This window comes from Rhodococcus cerastii (assembly GCF_033042195.1).
Lineage (GTDB): Bacteria > Actinomycetota > Actinomycetes > Mycobacteriales > Mycobacteriaceae > Rhodococcoides.
Map to the genome: position 1 here is coordinate 20,399 of NZ_JAWLKF010000001.1, position 18,054 is coordinate 38,452.

The 18,054-nt window shown below is 64.4% G+C and carries 22 protein-coding genes; 8 read left to right on the plus strand and 14 right to left on the minus strand.

The annotated features are described in order from the left end of the window. The first annotated feature begins 17 nt into the window (after window positions 1-17). On the plus strand, window positions 18-812 hold the full coding sequence (locus R3P93_RS00090; RefSeq protein WP_317532139.1) for a MerR family transcriptional regulator: 795 nt from the start codon (window positions 18-20) through the stop codon (window positions 810-812). On the opposite strand, the gene R3P93_RS00095 is transcribed toward R3P93_RS00090, so the two are convergent. Continuing rightward, window positions 807-1,373, minus strand: coding sequence for a TetR/AcrR family transcriptional regulator (locus tag R3P93_RS00095; RefSeq protein ID WP_317532140.1), 567 nt, complete (start codon window positions 1,371-1,373; stop codon window positions 807-809). The genes R3P93_RS00090 and R3P93_RS00095 overlap by 6 nt on opposite strands. 68 nt (window positions 1,374-1,441) lie before the next feature. Here R3P93_RS00095 and R3P93_RS00100 point away from each other — a divergent pair, with 68 nt between their 5' ends. Next, window positions 1,442-1,819, plus strand: a complete 378-nt coding sequence (locus R3P93_RS00100; RefSeq protein ID WP_149405234.1) for a hypothetical protein — start codon at window positions 1,442-1,444, stop codon at window positions 1,817-1,819. Between the two features lie 110 nt (window positions 1,820-1,929). After that, complete coding sequence (locus R3P93_RS00105; RefSeq protein ID WP_149405235.1) at window positions 1,930-2,754, plus strand: dienelactone hydrolase family protein; 825 nt, start codon at window positions 1,930-1,932, stop codon at window positions 2,752-2,754. A 41-nt stretch (window positions 2,755-2,795) separates the two neighbouring features. Here the strand turns inward: R3P93_RS00105 and R3P93_RS00110 are convergent, their stop codons facing one another. Further along, complete coding sequence (locus tag R3P93_RS00110; RefSeq protein WP_149405236.1) at window positions 2,796-3,161, minus strand: DUF1330 domain-containing protein; 366 nt, start codon at window positions 3,159-3,161, stop codon at window positions 2,796-2,798. 159 nt (window positions 3,162-3,320) lie between these two features. Here R3P93_RS00110 and R3P93_RS00115 point away from each other — a divergent pair, with 159 nt between their 5' ends. Continuing rightward, window positions 3,321-4,220, plus strand: a complete 900-nt coding sequence (locus R3P93_RS00115) for a 3-hydroxyacyl-CoA dehydrogenase (protein WP_149405237.1) — start codon at window positions 3,321-3,323, stop codon at window positions 4,218-4,220. A gap of 98 nt (window positions 4,221-4,318) precedes the next feature. Here R3P93_RS00115 and R3P93_RS00120 read toward each other — a convergent pair whose 3' ends face one another. Further along, window positions 4,319-5,521, minus strand: a complete 1,203-nt coding sequence (locus tag R3P93_RS00120) for a helix-turn-helix domain-containing protein (protein WP_317532141.1) — start codon at window positions 5,519-5,521, stop codon at window positions 4,319-4,321. A gap of 98 nt (window positions 5,522-5,619) precedes the next feature. On the opposite strand from R3P93_RS00120, the gene R3P93_RS00125 reads away from it, so the two are divergent. After that, the gene (locus R3P93_RS00125) at window positions 5,620-7,284 is read left to right on the plus strand and encodes an FAD-binding dehydrogenase (protein WP_317532142.1); all 1,665 of its coding nucleotides are present in this window, start codon (window positions 5,620-5,622) and stop codon (window positions 7,282-7,284) included. Window positions 7,285-7,364: 80 nt separating this feature from the next. On the opposite strand, the gene R3P93_RS00130 is transcribed toward R3P93_RS00125, so the two are convergent. The 7 genes from R3P93_RS00130 to R3P93_RS00160 form a co-directional block, all read right to left on the minus strand. After that, entirely contained in the window at window positions 7,365-8,624 is a 1,260-nt protein-coding gene (locus tag R3P93_RS00130; protein ID WP_317532143.1) for a PP2C family protein-serine/threonine phosphatase, read from the minus strand. A gap of 15 nt (window positions 8,625-8,639) precedes the next feature. Next, window positions 8,640-9,083, minus strand: coding sequence for an ATP-binding protein (locus R3P93_RS00135; RefSeq protein WP_317532144.1), 444 nt, complete (start codon window positions 9,081-9,083; stop codon window positions 8,640-8,642). Between the two features lie 28 nt (window positions 9,084-9,111). After that, window positions 9,112-9,501: an anti-sigma factor antagonist gene (locus R3P93_RS00140; protein ID WP_269594270.1), complete on the minus strand. Its 390-nt coding sequence runs from the start codon at window positions 9,499-9,501 to the stop codon at window positions 9,112-9,114. Window positions 9,502-9,532: 31 nt separating this feature from the next. Then, on the minus strand, window positions 9,533-9,889 hold the full coding sequence (locus tag R3P93_RS00145) for an STAS domain-containing protein (protein WP_317532145.1): 357 nt from the start codon (window positions 9,887-9,889) through the stop codon (window positions 9,533-9,535). A 157-nt stretch (window positions 9,890-10,046) separates the two neighbouring features. Next, window positions 10,047-11,639, minus strand: a complete 1,593-nt coding sequence (locus R3P93_RS00150; RefSeq protein ID WP_317532146.1) for a phytoene desaturase family protein — start codon at window positions 11,637-11,639, stop codon at window positions 10,047-10,049. Beyond that, window positions 11,636-12,955: an APC family permease gene (locus R3P93_RS00155; protein ID WP_317532147.1), complete on the minus strand. Its 1,320-nt coding sequence runs from the start codon at window positions 12,953-12,955 to the stop codon at window positions 11,636-11,638. Before R3P93_RS00155 ends, R3P93_RS00150 begins: the two co-directional genes overlap by 4 nt. After that, window positions 12,952-13,389: an SRPBCC family protein gene (locus R3P93_RS00160; protein ID WP_149405246.1), complete on the minus strand. Its 438-nt coding sequence runs from the start codon at window positions 13,387-13,389 to the stop codon at window positions 12,952-12,954. Before R3P93_RS00160 ends, R3P93_RS00155 begins: the two co-directional genes overlap by 4 nt. 210 nt (window positions 13,390-13,599) lie before the next feature. Here R3P93_RS00160 and thiD point away from each other — a divergent pair, with 210 nt between their 5' ends. From thiD to R3P93_RS00175, 3 genes are all read left to right on the plus strand, one after another. After that, window positions 13,600-14,391 (plus strand): bifunctional hydroxymethylpyrimidine kinase/phosphomethylpyrimidine kinase, encoded by a 792-nt coding sequence (gene thiD / locus R3P93_RS00165; protein WP_317532148.1) that lies wholly within the window; start codon window positions 13,600-13,602, stop codon window positions 14,389-14,391. Window positions 14,392-14,494: 103 nt separating this feature from the next. Next, window positions 14,495-14,800 (plus strand): hypothetical protein, encoded by a 306-nt coding sequence (locus R3P93_RS00170; RefSeq protein ID WP_317532149.1) that lies wholly within the window; start codon window positions 14,495-14,497, stop codon window positions 14,798-14,800. After that, entirely contained in the window at window positions 14,797-16,317 is a 1,521-nt protein-coding gene (locus tag R3P93_RS00175) for a Mur ligase family protein (protein WP_317532150.1), read from the plus strand. The genes R3P93_RS00170 and R3P93_RS00175 overlap by 4 nt, the downstream gene beginning before the upstream one ends. Here the strand turns inward: R3P93_RS00175 and R3P93_RS00180 are convergent. The 4 genes from R3P93_RS00180 to R3P93_RS00195 all read right to left on the minus strand — a co-directional run bounded on the left by R3P93_RS00180 (window position 16,314) and on the right by R3P93_RS00195 (window position 18,020). After that, window positions 16,314-16,541, minus strand: a complete 228-nt coding sequence (locus tag R3P93_RS00180; protein ID WP_149405249.1) for a hypothetical protein — start codon at window positions 16,539-16,541, stop codon at window positions 16,314-16,316. The two genes, R3P93_RS00175 and R3P93_RS00180, sit on opposite strands and share 4 nt — an antisense overlap. Before the next feature lie 28 nt (window positions 16,542-16,569). Then, window positions 16,570-16,830 (minus strand): lipopolysaccharide assembly protein LapA domain-containing protein, encoded by a 261-nt coding sequence (locus R3P93_RS00185; RefSeq protein WP_068046905.1) that lies wholly within the window; start codon window positions 16,828-16,830, stop codon window positions 16,570-16,572. Window positions 16,831-16,925: 95 nt separating this feature from the next. Next, window positions 16,926-17,096: a CsbD family protein gene (locus tag R3P93_RS00190; RefSeq protein ID WP_008718579.1), complete on the minus strand. Its 171-nt coding sequence runs from the start codon at window positions 17,094-17,096 to the stop codon at window positions 16,926-16,928. A gap of 117 nt (window positions 17,097-17,213) precedes the next feature. Further along, window positions 17,214-18,020, minus strand: a complete 807-nt coding sequence (locus R3P93_RS00195; RefSeq protein ID WP_068283468.1) for a transglutaminase-like domain-containing protein — start codon at window positions 18,018-18,020, stop codon at window positions 17,214-17,216. Window positions 18,021-18,054 lie beyond the last annotated feature (34 nt).

Genomic DNA, 18,054 nt, shown 5'->3' on the forward strand with positions numbered 1-18,054 from the left:
GTTCTACCGTTGCCTGCATGAACAGCAGCGATTCCAGCACATGGGGCATCGGTGACGTGGCCCGCAGAACCGGCGTCACCGAGCGTACGTTGCGCTACTACGAAGAACTCGGTTTGCTCGCTCCCGTCCGAGACGGAGGGGGCAGGCGTCGCTACGACGGGCGTGACCTCGACCGGCTGTACCGGATTCGACTGCTCCGTGAACTGGGCACCCAGCTGGGCGATGTGGATCCGGACGCAGCGGATCTCCTGCACCTGAGTCGGCAGCATCTGGCCGACCTGGACCGGCAGATGGCCGAGCTCGCTCGTGTGCGAGAGCGGGTTCGGGCGGTCGAGGACCGGCTACTGCACGGTGCTCTCCTCGGCGACGACGCGCTGTTGGACCTGCTCTCGGGTCTGTCGACCGAGGAGCCGGCAGTCACCAGACGCACCACGTTGCTGGTCTATCGTGACATCGCAGCAGCGCATTCCTACCTCGTCGACGTGTTCGGACTGGCTCCCGGACCCATCGAATACGACGGCGACAGAGCAGTACACGGTGAAGTGCATGCCGGTGACGGTGTGGTCTGGCTTCACCGCGAGGCCCCCGAGTTTCGGATGGTGTCGCCGCTGACAACCGGATCGGTCACCGCGTCGCTTGCGATCCTCGTCGACGACGTCGATGCCCACCACGCTCGCGTGGCGGCAACCGGGGCATCGATCGACTACCCGCCCACCGACATGCCCTACGGCGTTCGTGAATACAGCGTGCGCGATCCCGAGGGACATCTGTGGTCGTTCCAGTCGCCGATCGAAGAACAGACGTCGTCATGAACTCGGTCGTTCCTTCGTGGATCCACCGGAGTGCAGCAGAGACGTCGATGCCGTGGCGGCGAGATCGGTGCCTCCCAACAGACGCATGAGCAGCAGGCCGTCGAGCAGTGCCACTGCAGCTGTGGCCTCCATCCGTCGATGGTCCGGACTACCGACGACAAAGCCGCTGAGCCACTCGATCCAGCCCTCCACCAAGAGTGAGGCCACCGACCGGTAGGGCTCCAATCCTGCAGTGGCTTGTCCGATCGCCTCGAAATACAGACCGAACAACGGATCGTATTCAGGTTTTGCCACGACCGGCCATGCCGCCGCGACGAGGGAGCGGTGGTCGTTCATCGGCGTCGAGAACGCCGCGGCCAGCACGTGCTGCAATCGGTCTCCCACCACCGACAGAACGGACGTCACGAGGTCGTCCTTCGTGGGGAAGTAGTAGACGACCATGCGATCGCTGATCTGCAGACGCGACGCGAGTCGGCCGAAGGTCAAGCGGCTCAGGCCGCCTTCCAGGGCGGCGTCCAATGCGCCGGACAGCATCTCTTCGCGCGAATGTTTGGTGGCCACACCTTGATTGTAGTGGCCACTACAGGTAGCGTCGGTGTAGTAACCACTACAAAACCTGAGGAGACGTTATGCGTTCACAGTCCACCCCGTTGCTCGCACTCTCGGTTCTGCGATCGGCTGCCGGATTGGTGTCGTGGGTGAGCCCTGCGCACTCGTGGCGCGCCTTCGGTCTCGGACCCATGCGCGAACCCGGAAGCGCGGGGGTGGCGACCCGCCTGTTCGGAGTGCGCGATGTGGCACTCGGAATGGCCTTGCATCACCCGTCCTCGGAGGTTCGCAAGGCAGCGGTAGCGGCCGGGGTCGGGATCGATGCCCTCGATGTCGCGGCGAGCGTGCTCGGCCGACGTGCGGGTGCGCCTGCCGCGAGTCTGTTCGGAGTTGCGGCCGGTGCCACGCTTTTCGTCGCGCTAGGTGTGACCATTCTGGCCGACACGGACTCGTGGTGATTGCGCAGGCGACACGTGTTCGATCGACGTCGTGTCGATCCGCGATGATCTAGCTTTGATCGCAAGCGTCGGCTCGGCGCGGTGAACCCTTGGCAGAAGGACGCACTCCCATGACCGATGACACTCTGGCCGACTTCGAGCGAACCGAGTTCACCGCGGACGGGCGGACAGCGCCCGTGTATCGCATCGGAACCGGACCGGCTGTGATCGTGATGTCGGAGATGCCGGGCATCACTCCCAGGGTCGCGGACTTCGCGAGAACCGTCGCCGGAATCGGTTGTACGGCCGTCGTTCCGCACCTGTTCGGAGTCGACGGCAAGGATCCCCTGGCCGCGCCGATGGGAGCGCTCGGCACCGTTGCCACCATGTCCCGCGCCATGGTGCCGGCGTGCATCAGTCGCGAATTCACCATCCTCGCCACCGGCAAGTCGTCGCGCATCGTGGTGTGGTTGCGGGCTCTGGCGGCGCAGGAGCACGAGCGCTGCGGCGGACCGGGCGTCGGTGCCATCGGAATGTGCTTCACCGGCGGATTCGCTCTCGCTATGGCGGCGGACGACCGTCTGATCGCACCGGTGCTCTCGCAGCCGTCGCTTCCGTTCGCGGCATCGAAGTCTCGCGCCCGATCCATCGATATCACCCCGGGCGATCTCGACAAGGTGAAAAGCCGTTGTGCAGCAGGAGAGCTCACGGTCCTGGGGATGCGCTTCGAGGGCGACAAGATGTGCCCGCCTGTGCGATTCCAATGGCTGCGAGAGCAGCTCGGCGACGCATTCGTCTCGGTGGAACTGCCCGACTCCTCGTTCAACCCGGAAGCCTTCGGACCGCCGCATTCCGTTGTCACGGAGGGACTCATCGACGAACCAGGGCAGCCGACACGGCAGGCTTTGGACCAGGTGCTCGACCTGTTCCGCAGTAAGTTGCTCGCAACGCCGTGAGGTCCCTCTTCGCGAACACGATGCGAAGCCGAAGGTCGAATTCACGACCACGGAATGGTGGCCTGCAGAACCGCCTCTTTCAACGCGGCGGTCCGTAACGCCGTCACCGTCTGATATTCGGGATCGGCCACCATCTCGCTGAACGCCTTACGTGACGGGTACTGGACCAGCAGCACTGCATCCCAGTCCTGTCCGTCCTCGGCGGCAAGTGCGGTCGAACCGTCGCCCGCGTACAGCACCGTCGCGCCGTAGCGCGGGAGGAAAGTCTCGTCCAGTGCTTTCGCATATTCCGCGTAGGAGTCGCGACCACCCTCGGCAAACCGAAGCAGGTTGAGCATCACCACCGGACCGCCGGGATCTTCTTCGAGGTAGCGCTTCAGGTCTCTTCCGCGGGGATCGACAGCCATCGTTCGAGTATGCGTGAACCGTCGATCCTGTGGAGTGTAAAGCGCTGTCGTCGGTCGAGTCGGTCCACTGTTGGACCCCACGAGACGATGGCTCCGCGCTCAGCGGTAGAACTTGGAGAGCGGGAAACCAGTGACTCCATAGAGGGAAGTGTGTCGTCCATGACCGAAGTCGATAACGTGACCGTATTCGGAACCGGAGTGCTCGGTTCGCAGATCATGATGCAGGCCGCCTACCACGGAAAAACCGTTGTGGGATACGACATTTCCGACGAACTGCTTGCCAAGCTGCCGGGTCGCTGGGAATGGATGCGCGGATACTACAAGCGTGACCTGAAGACTTTCGACGAGGAGCGATTCGACAAGGCCATCGAATCCATCACGACCACCACCAGCGTCGCCGAGGCCGTTTCGGACGCCGACCTGGTGATCGAAGCAGTTCCGGAGGATCTCGACCTGAAGAAGAAGGTCTGGTCGGCTATCGGCGCGTCCGCTCCGCCGAAAACTATCTTCGTGACCAACTCGTCGTCGCTACTGCCCAGCAGTTTCGCCGAGGCCACCGGGCGGCCGGAAAAGTTTCTTGCATTGCACTTCGCCAATCTCGTGTGGCGGTACAACACCGGTGAGGTGATGGCAACTGCTGCAACAGATCCTGTCTACTTCGATGTCGTATTGAGCTTTGCGGCGGAGATCGGTCTCGTCCCCGTTCCGGTCCGTAAGGAAATTCCGGGATACGTGCTGAACAGTCTTCTGATCCCGCTTCTGCAAGCAGGAGCCAACCTTTACGTCGGCGGGGTTGCCAATCCGGCGGACATCGACAACGTGTGGCGCATAGCCACCGGGGCACCCGCCGGTCCGTTCCAGATATACGACACTGTCGGCTTCAACGTCGCTGCACATATCGCGCGCGCACACGGTGGCGAGGATCAGGTCAAATTTGCCGACATACTGCAAAAGGGTATCGACGCGGGAAAGACCGGTCTCGGGGACGGTGAAGGCTTCTACACGTACGACTCCGACGGCCGGCGACTCGATGCTGTCGAGTCGTGGAACATCAACTGAATCGCTCGACCACCGTCCCATTCAGGTGACGAGACCGCGTATGGGTTCATGCATGGGTGTCCGGGTTTTCGATGTGCCCGGCATTGCCGAAGATCGGATCACCCGAGTTGCCGCAGTTGAATCGCAGTGTCCAACGCGAGGCGATGCCACGCAGATCGGGGATCTCGGCCGGTCAGTTCCTGGGCTCGGCGCAGTCGGTAGCGCAGAGTCTGCGGGTGTACCTGTAGTCGGGTGGCGGCAGCCGTTGCCGTACCGGTGGCGATGAAGGCCGAAAGGCCTTGCAGAATATGTTCGTTCGCCGCCTCGGCCAGCGGACCGAGCACGCTACGTACCACCTCGTTCGTGTCCGCGGTGGGGCGCGCGGTCAGCAGTGCCAGCAGCTGACCGTCACCCTGATCGAGCAGTGCCCGGTCGTCGAACGCGTGATCCGGTGCAGTATCCAGAGCCTCCGATGCGAGTCGCCACGAACTGCTGATACCGGCAATGGTGGATCTCTCCACTAGGCATCCGCGCAGCATCAGATCTCGACACGCGAGGTCCGCCTCGGCGCGGTGGATCGATGGTGGCAACAGCACGATCGCGCGTTGCTCGCGCCGAGTGCACAAGTGGCTCCGCTGACCCGACGGTGCGGTGCGGTCCGGCGGAACGAGTCCTACTGCGAGGGCCAGCGATTCGACGGTGTCGTCGGACATGGGTCGGCCCGGATCTGTCGATTGCACCACAAGCAGATTCGGGTGCGTGGGCAGCTTCAGGTCGAGTTCGCGAGAACGATCCGACACCGTCCCGGGTGAGTTGTGTCTGGCAGCCAGCAGGTCGTCGAGCAGCGCGGCATGCGCCTGCGCACGGTTGGATGTGAGCTGTTCGCGCGCAATGACGTACGCGCCGATGATTTCCTCGGAGATTGCGTCGATGGCGTCGAGCACGCCGAGGCCGAGTTCGGCAATGTCCGGTGGTTCGAGTACATCGAGATACTCGGTTGTCACGTGCCGAACGAACACGCTCGACGCGACTCGATACGCACGCAGCACATCGGCCAGCGGGCGCCCGTCCGCTGCGCGCGCGGCACCTATCGCGCGGAATCTACTGTGGTCACGGTCGTCGATGGTCCGATCGCCATGCGCCCACAGGGCCATCAACCGCCTCAGCGACCAATATGCGATGGCCTCGACATCGGCCAACTGCGCACCCTGCAGTGATCGGTAGACCGGGATCGCGGCGCGAATCGCGTGTACTGCGGATGCGACGACGGGACCCAGCTCCGATTCGATCTTCGCGACTACGGCGACCCGCGCTGGGTACATCGACCTACCTCCCCACTCTTTGTCAGTATCTGATAAATCCTATAGTCATTTGAGGCGGTTTCCTTGAGATCCGGCACCGACGACAGCACAGTGGGGCAATGGACGCAGACGTGATCGTGGTGGGTGCAGGCCTGGCCGGACTGGTGGCGACCGCCGAACTGGCCGATGCCGGAAAGCGGGTGCTGCTCCTCGACCAGGAGCCCGAGCAGAACCTGGGCGGCCAAGCGTTCTGGTCATTGGGCGGTCTGTTCATGGTCGACACCCCGGAGCAGCGACGCATGGGCATCAAGGATTCCGCGGAGCTTGCGTGGCAGGACTGGCTCGGAACCGCGACCTTCGACCGCGGCATCGACGATCCCGCGGGCGAGGATTACTGGGGCCATCGGTGGGCGCGCGCGTACCTCGATTTCGCGGCGGGGGAGAAGCGGTCCTGGCTGCACGCGCAGGGTGTGCGGTGGGTTCCCATCGTCGGGTGGGCCGAACGTGGTGGCTACCTCGCCGAGGGGCACGGCAATTCGGTTCCGCGGTTCCATCTGACCTGGGGTACCGGTCCAGGGGTCGTTGCGCCGTTCGAGCGACGCGTACGTGAGGCCGCTGACAAAGGGTTGGTGCGCTTCGGTTTTCGTCACCGCGTCGACGAGTTCATCGTCAGTGCCGGCACAGTCGAGGGAGTCCGCGGCGCACTTCTCGAACCCAGTGCCGCGGAGCGAGGTTCGGCCAGTAGCCGCGTCGAGGTGGGTGAGTTCGAGTTGCGTGCCGGGGCCGTGCTCGTCACTGCGGGCGGCATCGGAGCCAACCACGACCTGGTGCGGGAGAACTGGCCGGCACGGCTGGGAACGGCTCCGAAGTCCCTGATCTCGGGAGTCCCCGAACACGTCGACGGCCGCATGCTCGGCATCACCGAGAAAGTCGGTGGCCGTCTGGTCAACAAAGACCGCATGTGGCATTACACCGAAGGCATCAAGAACTGGAATCCGATCTGGAAGAACCACGGAATCAGAATCATTCCCGGCCCGTCGTCCATGTGGTTCGATGCGCGTGGGCGACGGTTCCCGGTTCCGAACTTTCCGGGGTTCGATACTCTCGGCACGTTGAAAGCCATTCAGGACAGTGGATTCGAGTACTCCTGGTTCGTTCTGACGCAGAAGATCATCGAGAAGGAGTTCGCACTCTCGGGATCGGAGCAGAACCCGGACATCACCGGAAAGAACCTCAAGCTCGTTCTCGGCCGGGTGTTGCCCGGTGCCAGCGAACCGGTGGAGGCGTTCAAGAAGAACGGAGAGGATTTCGTCGTCGCCGACACCCTCGCCCAACTCGTCCAGGGAATGAACAGGGTCTCCGGCGAGGATCTGATCGACCTCGCCGATCTGAAGCGGCAGATCGAGGCCCGCGACCGTGAGGTCGACAACCCGTTCACCAAGGACCTGCAGATCTCCGCGATCCACAATTCGCGTCGATCGCGGGGAGAGCGCATCGCGCGTACCGCCTCACCGCACAAGATTCTCGATCCGAAATCGGGTCCGCTGATTGCCGTGCGGTTGAACATCATCACGCGAAAAACATTGGGCGGCATTCAAACCGACCTGCAGGGCCGTGTCCTCGACGGCGACGGACAGGCGATAGACGGATTGTGGGCGGCAGGTGAGATCGCCGGGTTCGGTGGCGGCGGTGTGCACGGGTACCGCTCGTTGGAGGGAACGTTCCTGGGTGGGTGCATCTTCGGCGGCCGGCAGGCCGGACGCGCGCTCGCTGCGCAAGCGTGACAATGGCGCGGAGTCGAATGCGATGCACCGAGTACCGCGATTTCGCTCGGTGAGCGAACTCGCGGCTCCGGCGTCGATTGCTACGAGTCGGCCTCGGGCCGGGGTACCTCGAAGGCGAGCAGTGCGACGTCGTCCTGCAGGCCGTCCCCGAAGGATGCCAACAGTGACGTGAGATCGTCGACGATCTTCGGTGCAGTGGTCGCACCCTTTCTCGCAGCGAAGGATTCGAGGCCACCGTCGTCGTCGAAGCGCGTCCGCCCGGGCCCGACGATCGCTTCGGTCAATCCGTCGGTGTAGAACGCCATGACGTCGCCGGGGCGCAGGGTCACCGATGCCGATGCGAAGTGCGGCTCGGCCAACGCTCCGACCAACTGGCCACCTGTGGTGTCGACGAAGTCGACGACGGCGTCGTGCGTGATACGCAGTGCCGGCGGATGTCCGCCGCTGGCGAGTTCCACCTTTGCGCCGTCCGGTCCCGGGGTGATGGTGCCGAAAACCACCGTGCAGAAACGTGGATCGTCTCCGTGGAACTCGTGGTGCAGAACGGTATTGAGGTTTTCGAGCACCGAGATCGGGTTGCGGTCGAACACTGCGGCGGCGCGGAGGGTGTACCGGGTCAGAGAGGTCACGGCGGCGGCGCCCGCGCCCTTACCGCTCACGTCACCGAGGAAGAATCCCCACGTCTGCTTGTCGAGCGGAAACACGTCGTAGAAGTCGCCACCGACCTCGTCGATGGATGCGGGGTGATAGTGCGCTGCCACGTTCATGCCCGTCGGAGCCGACAGGATCGGCGGCAGCAGAGTGCGTTGCAGCGTCGACGCCAGAATCTGCACCTGGGTTCTCTCCGCCTCGGCCTGCTTGCGTGCTTCTTCCGAGGCCCCCAATGCGTCCTGCGATCTGTCCAGAGCGGCCTCGGCATCGTCCTGGGCGGCCTCCGCGTTGTCGCGGGCGTCGACCAGATCCTTTTCGCGCACATGGCGTTCGGTTTCGTTGTGCAGCGTCATCGTCACCGTCACGGCCCCTTCGGCCGTGCGCAGACTGTTGGCCAGGATCGACACGGCTATCGCGGCGCGTGGATCGGACGCGACGGTCAACTTCGCGTTCGCTCCGACCGGCGAGTCCGATTCCGATGTCGACACAACATCCATCAGGGCCGCCAGGATCGGCTCGAACTCGACCGTGAACAGGTCGGTGACGGACATTCCGACGAGCGTCTCGCGGCTGCGCGCGGTGATCCGAGCGGCGGCCGCGTTGGCGTAGAGGATTCGCGAAGTGGCGACGTCGACCGAAAACACGCCGCACGGTGCAGTGTCGAGTAGATCAGCAGCCGTGGCAGACATGGGGACTCCCTTCGGTCAGGACGAGCGGGTGGCGGGTTTCGAGTGGTCGGTTGTGATCGGATCGGTCCACACAGCAGTGACCACTGTGCCGAAACCGGGTCGATGGTCGACCAGGAGGTCGTCGGCCACCGCGGCTGCGAGTTGCAGGCCGTGACTTCGATTGGTCGTCGGCGTCGGTGGACGCCACGTCCCGGTGTCGGAGATCGTCACCGTCAGCGTCCGGTGTTCGTAGGCGGCGGTGATCGTCATCGTCCCTGGCTCGGGCACCGAGTGATAGGCGTGTTCGACCACGTTTGCCAGTGCCTCGTAGACCCCGAGGACGATGTCGTCGACAAGATCACTACTCACGCCGAGTTCGAGAGTCCAGTGATGCAACCGGCGCCGAAGTACGGTCGCCACGCCGGGCTCGGCCGGGGCGGTGTGGCTCCAACGACTGGGAGCGAGACTGCTCTCGGTCATCGTCGTCGCCCGATTCGGTATCGGTCGGTCATCGGTCGACCTCCGCGTCGAGAGCAGCCGACCGAACGTGGGCAACCGCGTCGGGCACGGTCGTGAATGTCGCCATCACTCGATCGATTCCGCTGAGCTGCACCGGACGAACCACGACTCCGTCGACCGCTACCAGCGCCATACGTGAGGCATCGGGTAGCCGATCGCACACTCGCACCAGCACAGTGATCGCGCTCGACGACAGGAAGCTGACGTCGGTCAGATCGACGACGAGACCTCCTGCTGCACTGTCGGCCGCGGGAAACGCGGTGGCGGACAGTTCTGGGATGGTGTCGAGATCCAACTCGCCTCGAACGGTGAGTACGGTGGCCGAGTCGTGCTCGGCTGCCACGATCTCGAACGGTCCTCCGGTCGGCTCCTCTGACATAACTTGGACGTTACCTGTTGTCGAGTCGGATTCACGACCGAAACGTGTCGACGAACAGGTCACCTGCGCCCAGTACTTCCAGGACCATGCGGACCGAGCGTGCAGGCGCGAATACGGCGATCTTGCCCGGATGTACAAAGGTGAAATCGATGATCGCGTTGGCGACGCCGGAGTACATGAACGAGACCTCCGACAAGTCGACCGTCACCTGCACGGACGCCGATGCCAGGCGGTCGAGGCTGTGCACGAACTCGGCCCGGGTGGACATGTCCAGTTCGCCGAACGCGCGCAGCGTGTTGCGGCGGTCCGGTCGCACGACGGTCTCGAGTCGGAACACGCCTTCGTCGTCGCGAAGGGAGCGTTCCATGGTTGCGGTGCTGGTCAACATGTCTTTACCTCTTCCCCGAAGCGCTCGGACCGGTCGGTCTTCCCGTACGGTGCACGACGCTGAGTTGTTGTGCTTTCAACAATGTCAGTGTCCGATTTCGGTAGACCTCGTCCGAGGTCTCGAACCGGTAACGAAAGATCTCGCTTCGATAACGGCGTCACCGGGTCAACATGTCGATGAGTGAACCGGTGACTTTCTTCTTCACCCAGCCGGTGACACCTCGCTGGCCGAGCGCTGCCCGGGCGGCATTGAGCCCGGCGGCTCCGTGCACTCCGCCACCGGGGTGCGCCGATGCCGAACCCAAGAACAGGCCCTCCACCGGCGTCTCCGCCCGACCCAGACCCGGTGTCGGTCGAAATATCAACTGCTGCTGCAGCTGTGCGGTTCCGCCGTTCACCGCACCACCGTGCAGATTCGCGTCGGCACCGTACAGATCGCTCGGTCGCTGTACGACCCGCCCGACGACCGAATCGAGAAACCCCGGTGCGTGGGCGTCGAGGACTTCGTCCACCCGATCCGCCACGGTGTCGGCGGCCGCGTCGTCGACGACGCCTCTCGGCAGATGCGTGTAGGCCCAAGCGCTTTCGGTGCCCTCCGGTGATCTGCTCCGATCGGCAGTGGTCATCTGACCGAACAGCATGAACGGACTCGCGGGAAGGACTCCGGTCGTGAGATCGGCTGCCCAATGCACGAGACCGTTGTCGTCCGCACCGAGATGAACGGTGCCGGCATCGGCCAGAGACGGTGAATTCCATGGGATTCTACGATCGAGCGCGTAGTTCACCTTGACCACAGGGGTGTCCCACTCGAAGGTGCGCAAGTCGTCGTGCACACGGCGCGGCACGGCGTCGTACGGAAGCAGTGAACCGTAGAGCGCCGGTGCGGACACGTCGGCCACGATCGCTCGGCGCGCCCGAAACGTGTCGCCGGCCGCGGTGTGCACTGCCCGAGCTCGACCGCCGCGCACCTCGATGTGCTCGACCGCCTGACCGCACTCCAGCACCGCACCCGATGCGGCGCCACGCCGAATCAACGCCGACGTCAGCGCAGAGGATCCGCCCACGGGGGTCGGAAACCCAATGTCCTGGGCCAGCATCGTGAGCAGCCAGCCCATCATCCCGCTCACGGGGGCATCGGTCGGGACGTCACCGTGCATGGCGTTTCCCAGCAGGAGGCAGCGAGCGGCCTCGCTGTGGAAGAGTTCGTGAGCCATCACGCGGGCGGGGAGGGCGGCGAATCGTGCGAAGCGCAGCGTCTCGGGTACGCCCAAGGCGTGGACGAGGCGAGCCGCGGGGACGACGGGTGGAAACGGTCCGAACAGCGAGTTCATGAAGGGCTCGCGAATGCGCTCCCACTGCTCGAAGAGTCGCAACCAGGTGCGGCCGTCCCGCGCGTCGTGTTCCGACAGCCGCGCGGCGGTGATCTCGACATCGTGGTGGACGACCGGAGCGTCGGTGTCCTGCGGTGATCGCGCATGGCCGTACACCGCGGGGGAGTGTGCCCACTGCAGCCCGTGGCTTTCCAGCTCGAGTGCCTTCATGGCAGGCGAGGCGAGCGCCAGCGGGTAGAACGCGCTGAAGAGGTCGCTGGTGAAACCGGGAACGAGCTCGGCGCTGCGCACAGCGCCGCCGGGATGTTCGGCGGCCTCGAGGACCACGACGTCCCAGCCGGCGTCTGCCATCGCTGCCGCCGCGACCAAGCCGTTGTGGCCACTGCCGATCACGATCGCGTCTACTTCGGTCGTGGTCATCGGGATGTACTCCTCTGCTCGGTCTTCGTCCTGCCGGTCAGCACGGTACCGACGAAGTACAGCGCTACGCCTACCGCAAGAAGCAGTCCGGCGCGGAGCCACGTTGCTCCCGACTGCTGGGTCAGCAGTACGGCACAGGTGATCAGCGCCAGGACGGGAAGTGCTGTGGGCGTTCGGAAATGGTCGGTCTCTGCCCGATCTCGGCGTAGTACGAGCACGGCGACGTTGGTGCTGACGAAGACGAACAGCAGCAGGAGCACCACGGTTTCGGCCAGTGCCGCAACAGAACCGGTGGTGGCCAGGACCATCGCGACAGCTGTGGTGGCGACGATGGCAGTCCACGGTGTCTTGCGACCCGGCAGAACCTCGGCGAGCACTCCGGGGAGCAGACCGTCGCGCGCCATCCCGAACGTCAGCCGCGATGCCATGATCATCGTCAGCAACGCGCCGTTGGCGACAGCGACGAGTGCGATCAGACCGAAAACCGACGGCGGAATGCCGGCATCCGCTGCAGCGACGACCTCGAGCAGTGGACCGGTGGACTGCGACAGTGTGTCGGCAGGTACGACCGTCGAGACAGCAAGCCCGACGAGCACGTACACCACACCGGCCACGGTGACGGCACCGAGGAGGGCTCGTGGGTAGACCCGGCGCACGTCCTCGACTTCCTCGGCGATGTTCGCGGACGTCTCGAAACCCACGAACGAATAGAAGGCCAGCAGAGCCGCGCCGAGAACCGCCAAGGTCGGTGTCGTCTCGTCGGTGAATGCGAGGACGCGAGAGGGCACACCGTCGCCGCGGCTCAACACCAGTCCGGCAAGGGCGATGACGACGACCAGCCCGGACACCTCGACCACCGTCATCACGAGATTGGCGCGGAGAGACTCGGTGATGCCGCGCGCGTTGAGCAACCCGATCAACAGCAGGAAGACCACTGCAGCGGGTACGGCAGGCACGTCGAGGAACACGCCCAGGTAGTCACCCGAAAAGGCGAGTGCCAGCCCGGCCGCACTGGTGACACCCGCTGCGAGCATCGAGAATCCGACGAGGAACGACACTATCGGTTTGCCGTACGCCTGTTGCGCGAAGACCGCCGCGCCGCCCGCCCTCGGATATTTGGTGACCAACTCCGCGTACGACGCCGCGGTCAGCAGCGCCATCAGCAGCGCGACGAGCATGGGGAGCCAGATCGCTCCGCCGACCTCACCCGCGATCTCACCGACGAGAGCATAGATTCCGGCACCGAGCACATCGCCGAGAATGAACACGAACAGCATTTTTCCCGAAACTGCTTGTCGCAGTGGGGTCTTGGTCACGGTGCAGTGGACCGCTCGGCCAGGAGTGCAAGCCTGCGCAGCGCCTCGGCGTTGCGTGGATGCGCCAGAAGATGTTGGACCCGGTCGGGGACCAGATCGAAGGGTGCCGTGATTGCGTGCTCGATGATTTCGATGCGGCAGCCCGAGGCGAGAGGATGCAGTCGCACTGTTATCGAGGCCTTCCCGAACGGCAGTGCACGGGCTTCGAGCACAAGTTCTCGACCGGCATGGAGTCCCACCGACCGCGTGACGTCACTGAGTACTGCAGGCCACGCACCCACCGAGTGATGAATGGAGCTGCCGACTGCGGGCCAGTTGCCGTCGACAGCGCGGATGCGGGACGCGCCGACGACCCAGGTCGCATAGCTCCATCCGTTCGCCAGGACGTTCCAGACGTCCTCGCAGGTGGCTGACGTATTTCTGCTGGTGGGCACGATTCGGCCTCCGAAACTCTCGTCGTTGTGCGTGATTGCACGATCTCCGATCGTGCTCCGCTACTCCTGGGCTCGAAGTCGATGTACTGCGCGGTGTCGTCGGTTGCTCGAGGAGACGCACCGACTTCGACGTATGCCCCGAAACCTCCGGACCCAATCCCGTGGCGACCACTCGCGTCGGTGCCGATCTGCGATTGTCATACTGAGGCCATGTCGACAATCGCCTATGTCATCGCTGGTTCGGAAGCCACCGGCGGAGCCGGTCTGCAAGCAGATCTCAAGACATTCGAGCGGCTCGGGGTCTACGGAGTCGGCACGATCACGTGCATCGTCTCGTTCGATCCGAAGGCGGGCTGGGGGCACCGATTCGTGCCCATCGACAGCACGGTCATCGCCGATCAGATCGAAGTGGCCACTGCCGCTCACGATCTCGATGTCGTCAAGATCGGCATGCTCGGCACCCCCGTCACCGTGGACACGGTAGCGGCGTCGCTGCGCCTGCAGCCGTGGCGGCACTTGGTCGTCGATCCGGTCCTGATCTGCAAGGGCCAGGAGCCGGGTGCCGCACTCGACACCGACAATGCCCTGCGGCGCGAGATCCTTCCGTTGGCCACCGTGATCACCCCCAATCTGTTCGAGGCGCAGACCTTGTCCGGAATGGACGCCATCGACACCGTCGACGATCTGGGTGAGGCCGCCAAGAGAATCGCCGATCTCGGGCCTCGTTTCGTGGTGGTCAAGGGTGGCACAGGTCTGCCCGGCGACGAGGCCGTCGACGTCGTCTACGACGGGTCCGAACTGACCGTGCTGCGCGCCCCCAAGGTGGGCGAAGAGCGCGTGTCGGGTGCCGGCTGCGTGTTCGCCGCAGCCATCACCGCGGAGCTCGCGAAAGGCGCAGACGTGCTCGACGCCGTCGCGACGGCCAAGGATTTCGCGCACGCCGGCATCGTCGGCCGACTCGCCAGCCACGCTCCGTTCGCGGCAGTGAGTTGGCACGACTGATCGTCCGATCCGACCTCAGGTTTACCGCCGGTGACTAGCGGGCAGCCGATACGAACCGCTTGTCTCGAATGGGACGAACGGTCCGTATCCGGAGAGGATCCACATGGCAGACGAGAACACGAGAGAATCCGACGCCGGGGCAACCGACGACGATCGGACGACGCGCGGGCACGCGGGTGAGGCAATCGTCGACACACGCAACTGGCCCGGGTACATCTGTATCGGAGTGGCATTGGTGAGTCTCGGTCTCACTCTCACCGCGGCAGGTTACGGATTCACCGGGTGGGTGTGGATCGGGGCCGTTGCCGCGCCGGTGCTACTCGTCGCCGGGATTGCTCTGGTCCTCCTGGAGCGCAAGCGTGTCAAGGCCAAGGAAGGCAAATCCCTCACCGACCCGGCGGGTCATTGACCGAGCCCGTGGCCGACGGATCCTGGGAGTCGCCGGGCCGAGGTCTCGGTACGGCGCTCGCTGATATCGCTCGCACGATCGGATCACCTGTACCCATCGAATCCGTGCGCGTGACCGGGGCGAGTGACGATTCCCGGACGGTCCGCCCCGGAGACCTGTACTTGGCGTTTCCGGGCTCTCACGCCCACGGGTCGAACCACGAACTCGAGGCGTACGAGCGCGGAGCGGTGGCCGTCCTGTCCGACAGGCCGTCGACCGTGCTGCCGACCGTCGTCGTCGACGACCCGCGCCGAAGCGCAGGCGCGGTCTGCGCACTGATCCACGATTTCCCCGCGGACGCCATGGACGTCTACGGGGTGACCGGAACCAATGGAAAGACCAGCACTGCACTGCTGCTCGCTGCGGGGCTAGAGGCCTCGGGCGAGACGGTCGGCACGATGACCGGCATCGGACTGGCCGGGCCGGCGACGTGGTCACCCACTGCGCGAACGACACCCGAGGCTGCAACGGTCCAGCGCACGCTCGGCCGCTTTCGAGACGAGGGCGCAACGGCTGTCGCGCTGGAGGTGTCCTCTCATGCAGTGTCCGAACACCGCATCGACGGTATGCGCTTCTCTGCGGTCGGGTTCACTAATCTCGGTCCCGACCACCTCGACTATCACGGCAGCATGGACAGATACTTCGCCGCCAAAGCGGAGTTGTTCGCAGCCCACCGAACAGCAGCCGCGGCGGTGGGTATCGACGACGTGTACGGAAGAAGGTTGGCCCAGCTCGTGGACGTTCCGTGCTGGAGGTGGTCGGTACTCGACATCCGTGCGGAGGTGTTCGGAGAGCACATCGAATGCACCGGCGTCGATACAACGATGACTGTCCGAACACCTACGGGTTCGATCGACGTTCGACTGCCCCTGCTCGGTCCGCACCAGGCCGGTAACGCACTTGCTGCGCTTGCCACAGCACTGGCCGCAGGCAAGGATCTCGCGGTGGTCGCCGCAGGATTGGAGAGCGTTCGATCCGTTCCCGGACGGCTCGAGAAGGTCGATGCCGGGCAGCCGTTTCTGGCATTGGTGGACTACATGCACAACACCGCGGGACAACGCCGATTGTTGCCGTTCGTACGGACTTTGGTGACCGGTCGGGTGATCGTGGTCGTCGGGGCAACGGGTGAACGCGATCCGGGCAAACGCTTCCCGCTGGGAGCTACCGCAGCCGAACTTGCCGACGTGGTGATCGTCAGCGACGAAAGTCCGTTGTCCGAGGATGCCGACACCATCCGAGCTGCGGTGGCGGAAGGTGCGCGAGCTGCACGGTCGGCGTCGGTCGTCGTCGAGCCGGACCGTCGTACTGCGCTCGCGCTCGCAGTGAAGATGGCCGAACCCGACGATGTGGTCGTGGTCGCGGGCCGCGGCTGCGACACCGAGCAGGCCTACGGTCGAGACATCGTCGAATTCGACGATCGGGTCGTGCTCCGAGAAGTGCTGAAGGACCTCCGCCGAGAAACCGGCGACCGGCTCTAGCGACCGACGCTGCGGGACTTGCGGTCCTGCTTGCCCTGGGACTTGTCGGCGCGCTTCTGCGCGAATCTGCCGGCCGATTTCAGGCCCCTGGACACGAAGTTGTCGTTCCCTGTTCGCTTTTCGAGGCTCTGACCGGCGAAGGCCAGCAGTCGGGCGAGGATGGGTAGCCCGATCGCGACGATCAGGTAGCGGTACAGGTATTTACGGGCAAGCAGGGGAAGCATCGGGCATTCCTTCTCGGGTCGAAGTCGGTCAGCGGACTGCGCGTCGAACCTTGAGCGCTGCGGTCGCGGTCAGCGTGATGACGGCACCGACGACGGCTGCGCCGAGCAGGGAGACACCCTGACCGAGGTCGAAGTTCCAACCCAGGAAGTTGATCGTGGTGTGCACGGTGTTCTGCAGCACGAAGATCACCAGCGCTGCGACCAGGACGAGCGTGATCAGGAGGGCGAACTTCGAGGCGAATCCGCCGCGACGCTTGGGGGCCTTGGTCGTGTCTGTCGATGTGGTCATGAGGGGCATCCGTTCTCTGGTGTGAGGAAAGGTGGGAGTGAAAGGCGAGTGCCGCCGATCATCGAGATCGGCGGCACTCGATGCGATGGGGGTGGTTACTTGAAGGTGTCCTTGATGTTCTCGCCGACCTTCTTCACGCCTGCCGAACCCTGGTCCTTCTTGCCCTCGGCCTCGAGGTCCTTGTTGTCGGTTGCGTCGCCCACAACCTCCTTGGCCTTGCCGATGGCGTCTTCTGCAGCGTTCTTGGCCTTGTCGATGAAGCTCATGGTGTTGCCCTTTCAGGTGGCTGTGATTGTTGGTAACGGATACTTAGTCGGTTTCCGCCCCTGAAAGCAAACGCCGCTGTGATGTAGCTCATATCGCCGCAGTGTTCGCTCGGAGCATCAGGTGAGAGAGACCAGCTCGGTGATGTCGTCCTGAGGCAGCTCGCCGTCGACGACAGCGGTCACGACCGAACTGTTCAGGGTGATCGCACCCTTGTGGTTGTCCAGGAATGCGGTGTCGGCAGCATCGCGACCGACCGAGATTCGCACCAGCGTCGAGCGAGGGGCGAGGCAGGTGGCATCGACAACACGCCACTGGCCGCCCACGAACGCCTCGGCGACGGCGTGAAAGTCCATCGGATCGCAGCCGGGTGCGTACACCGCCACCAGCCGAGCCGGAACGTTGACCGCACGCAGCATGGCGACCACGAGGTGCGAGTAGTCCCGGCAGACACCCTGTCCGGCGAGCAATGTGTCGACGGCTCCGTCGATCGGATCGCTGCTTCCCGGAACGTAATTCAGACGTGCGCCCACCCATGCGGAGATCTTCGCCAGCAGTTCCTCGGAGTCCGCGTAGTCGCCGAATTCGGTTGCGGCGAACCCGTAGAACTTGTCGGCCTCGGCGTACCGGCTCGGCCGGAGATAGAGCGACATGTCGTAGTCGGTGACCGGAGCCGGGGTGGTGTTGCCCAGAATGGTGGCGTCGTACGAGACCTGCAGATTGCCGACGTCGGCAGGCATGACGTGGATCCGGTTGCCGTGCGGTCCGCTCACTTCCTTGGCCTCGATGGGGTTACCGTCGAGGACGAAGGACAGTGACTCGGTGACCGTCGTACCTGGGTGCGGTGCGACTGCGATCTGGAATTCGAGCGTGGTGGCTGCGGTGATGTCTACATCGAGGCGCGCGGATACGTCGCGTTTGAGCATGGGAACTCCTGGCAGGTGGGGTGGGTGAACCTGC

Coding starts and splice junctions, on each gene's coding strand:
- R3P93_RS00145 (WP_317532145.1), bottom strand. CDS start 9,889: ATGTTGACCAGCACCGCAACCATGGAACGCTCCCTTCGCGACGACGAA.
- R3P93_RS00115 (WP_149405237.1), top strand. CDS start 3,321: ATGACCGAAGTCGATAACGTGACCGTATTCGGAACCGGAGTGCTCGGT.
- R3P93_RS00135 (WP_317532144.1), bottom strand. CDS start 9,083: ATGACCGAGAGCAGTCTCGCTCCCAGTCGTTGGAGCCACACCGCCCCG.
- R3P93_RS00120 (WP_317532141.1), bottom strand. CDS start 5,521: ATGTACCCAGCGCGGGTCGCCGTAGTCGCGAAGATCGAATCGGAGCTG.
- R3P93_RS00190 (WP_008718579.1), bottom strand. CDS start 17,096: ATGAGCTTCATCGACAAGGCCAAGAACGCTGCAGAAGACGCCATCGGC.
- R3P93_RS00170 (WP_317532149.1), top strand. CDS start 14,495: ATGGCAGACGAGAACACGAGAGAATCCGACGCCGGGGCAACCGACGAC.
- R3P93_RS00180 (WP_149405249.1), bottom strand. CDS start 16,541: ATGCTTCCCCTGCTTGCCCGTAAATACCTGTACCGCTACCTGATCGTC.
- R3P93_RS00185 (WP_068046905.1), bottom strand. CDS start 16,830: ATGACCACATCGACAGACACGACCAAGGCCCCCAAGCGTCGCGGCGGA.
- R3P93_RS00130 (WP_317532143.1), bottom strand. CDS start 8,624: ATGTCTGCCACGGCTGCTGATCTACTCGACACTGCACCGTGCGGCGTG.
- R3P93_RS00110 (WP_149405236.1), bottom strand. CDS start 3,161: ATGGCTGTCGATCCCCGCGGAAGAGACCTGAAGCGCTACCTCGAAGAA.
- R3P93_RS00125 (WP_317532142.1), top strand. CDS start 5,620: ATGGACGCAGACGTGATCGTGGTGGGTGCAGGCCTGGCCGGACTGGTG.
- R3P93_RS00105 (WP_149405235.1), top strand. CDS start 1,930: ATGACCGATGACACTCTGGCCGACTTCGAGCGAACCGAGTTCACCGCG.
- thiD (WP_317532148.1), top strand. CDS start 13,600: ATGTCGACAATCGCCTATGTCATCGCTGGTTCGGAAGCCACCGGCGGA.
- R3P93_RS00140 (WP_269594270.1), bottom strand. CDS start 9,501: ATGTCAGAGGAGCCGACCGGAGGACCGTTCGAGATCGTGGCAGCCGAG.
- R3P93_RS00090 (WP_317532139.1), top strand. CDS start 18: ATGAACAGCAGCGATTCCAGCACATGGGGCATCGGTGACGTGGCCCGC.
- R3P93_RS00150 (WP_317532146.1), bottom strand. CDS start 11,639: ATGACCACGACCGAAGTAGACGCGATCGTGATCGGCAGTGGCCACAAC.
- R3P93_RS00195 (WP_068283468.1), bottom strand. CDS start 18,020: ATGCTCAAACGCGACGTATCCGCGCGCCTCGATGTAGACATCACCGCA.
- R3P93_RS00100 (WP_149405234.1), top strand. CDS start 1,442: ATGCGTTCACAGTCCACCCCGTTGCTCGCACTCTCGGTTCTGCGATCG.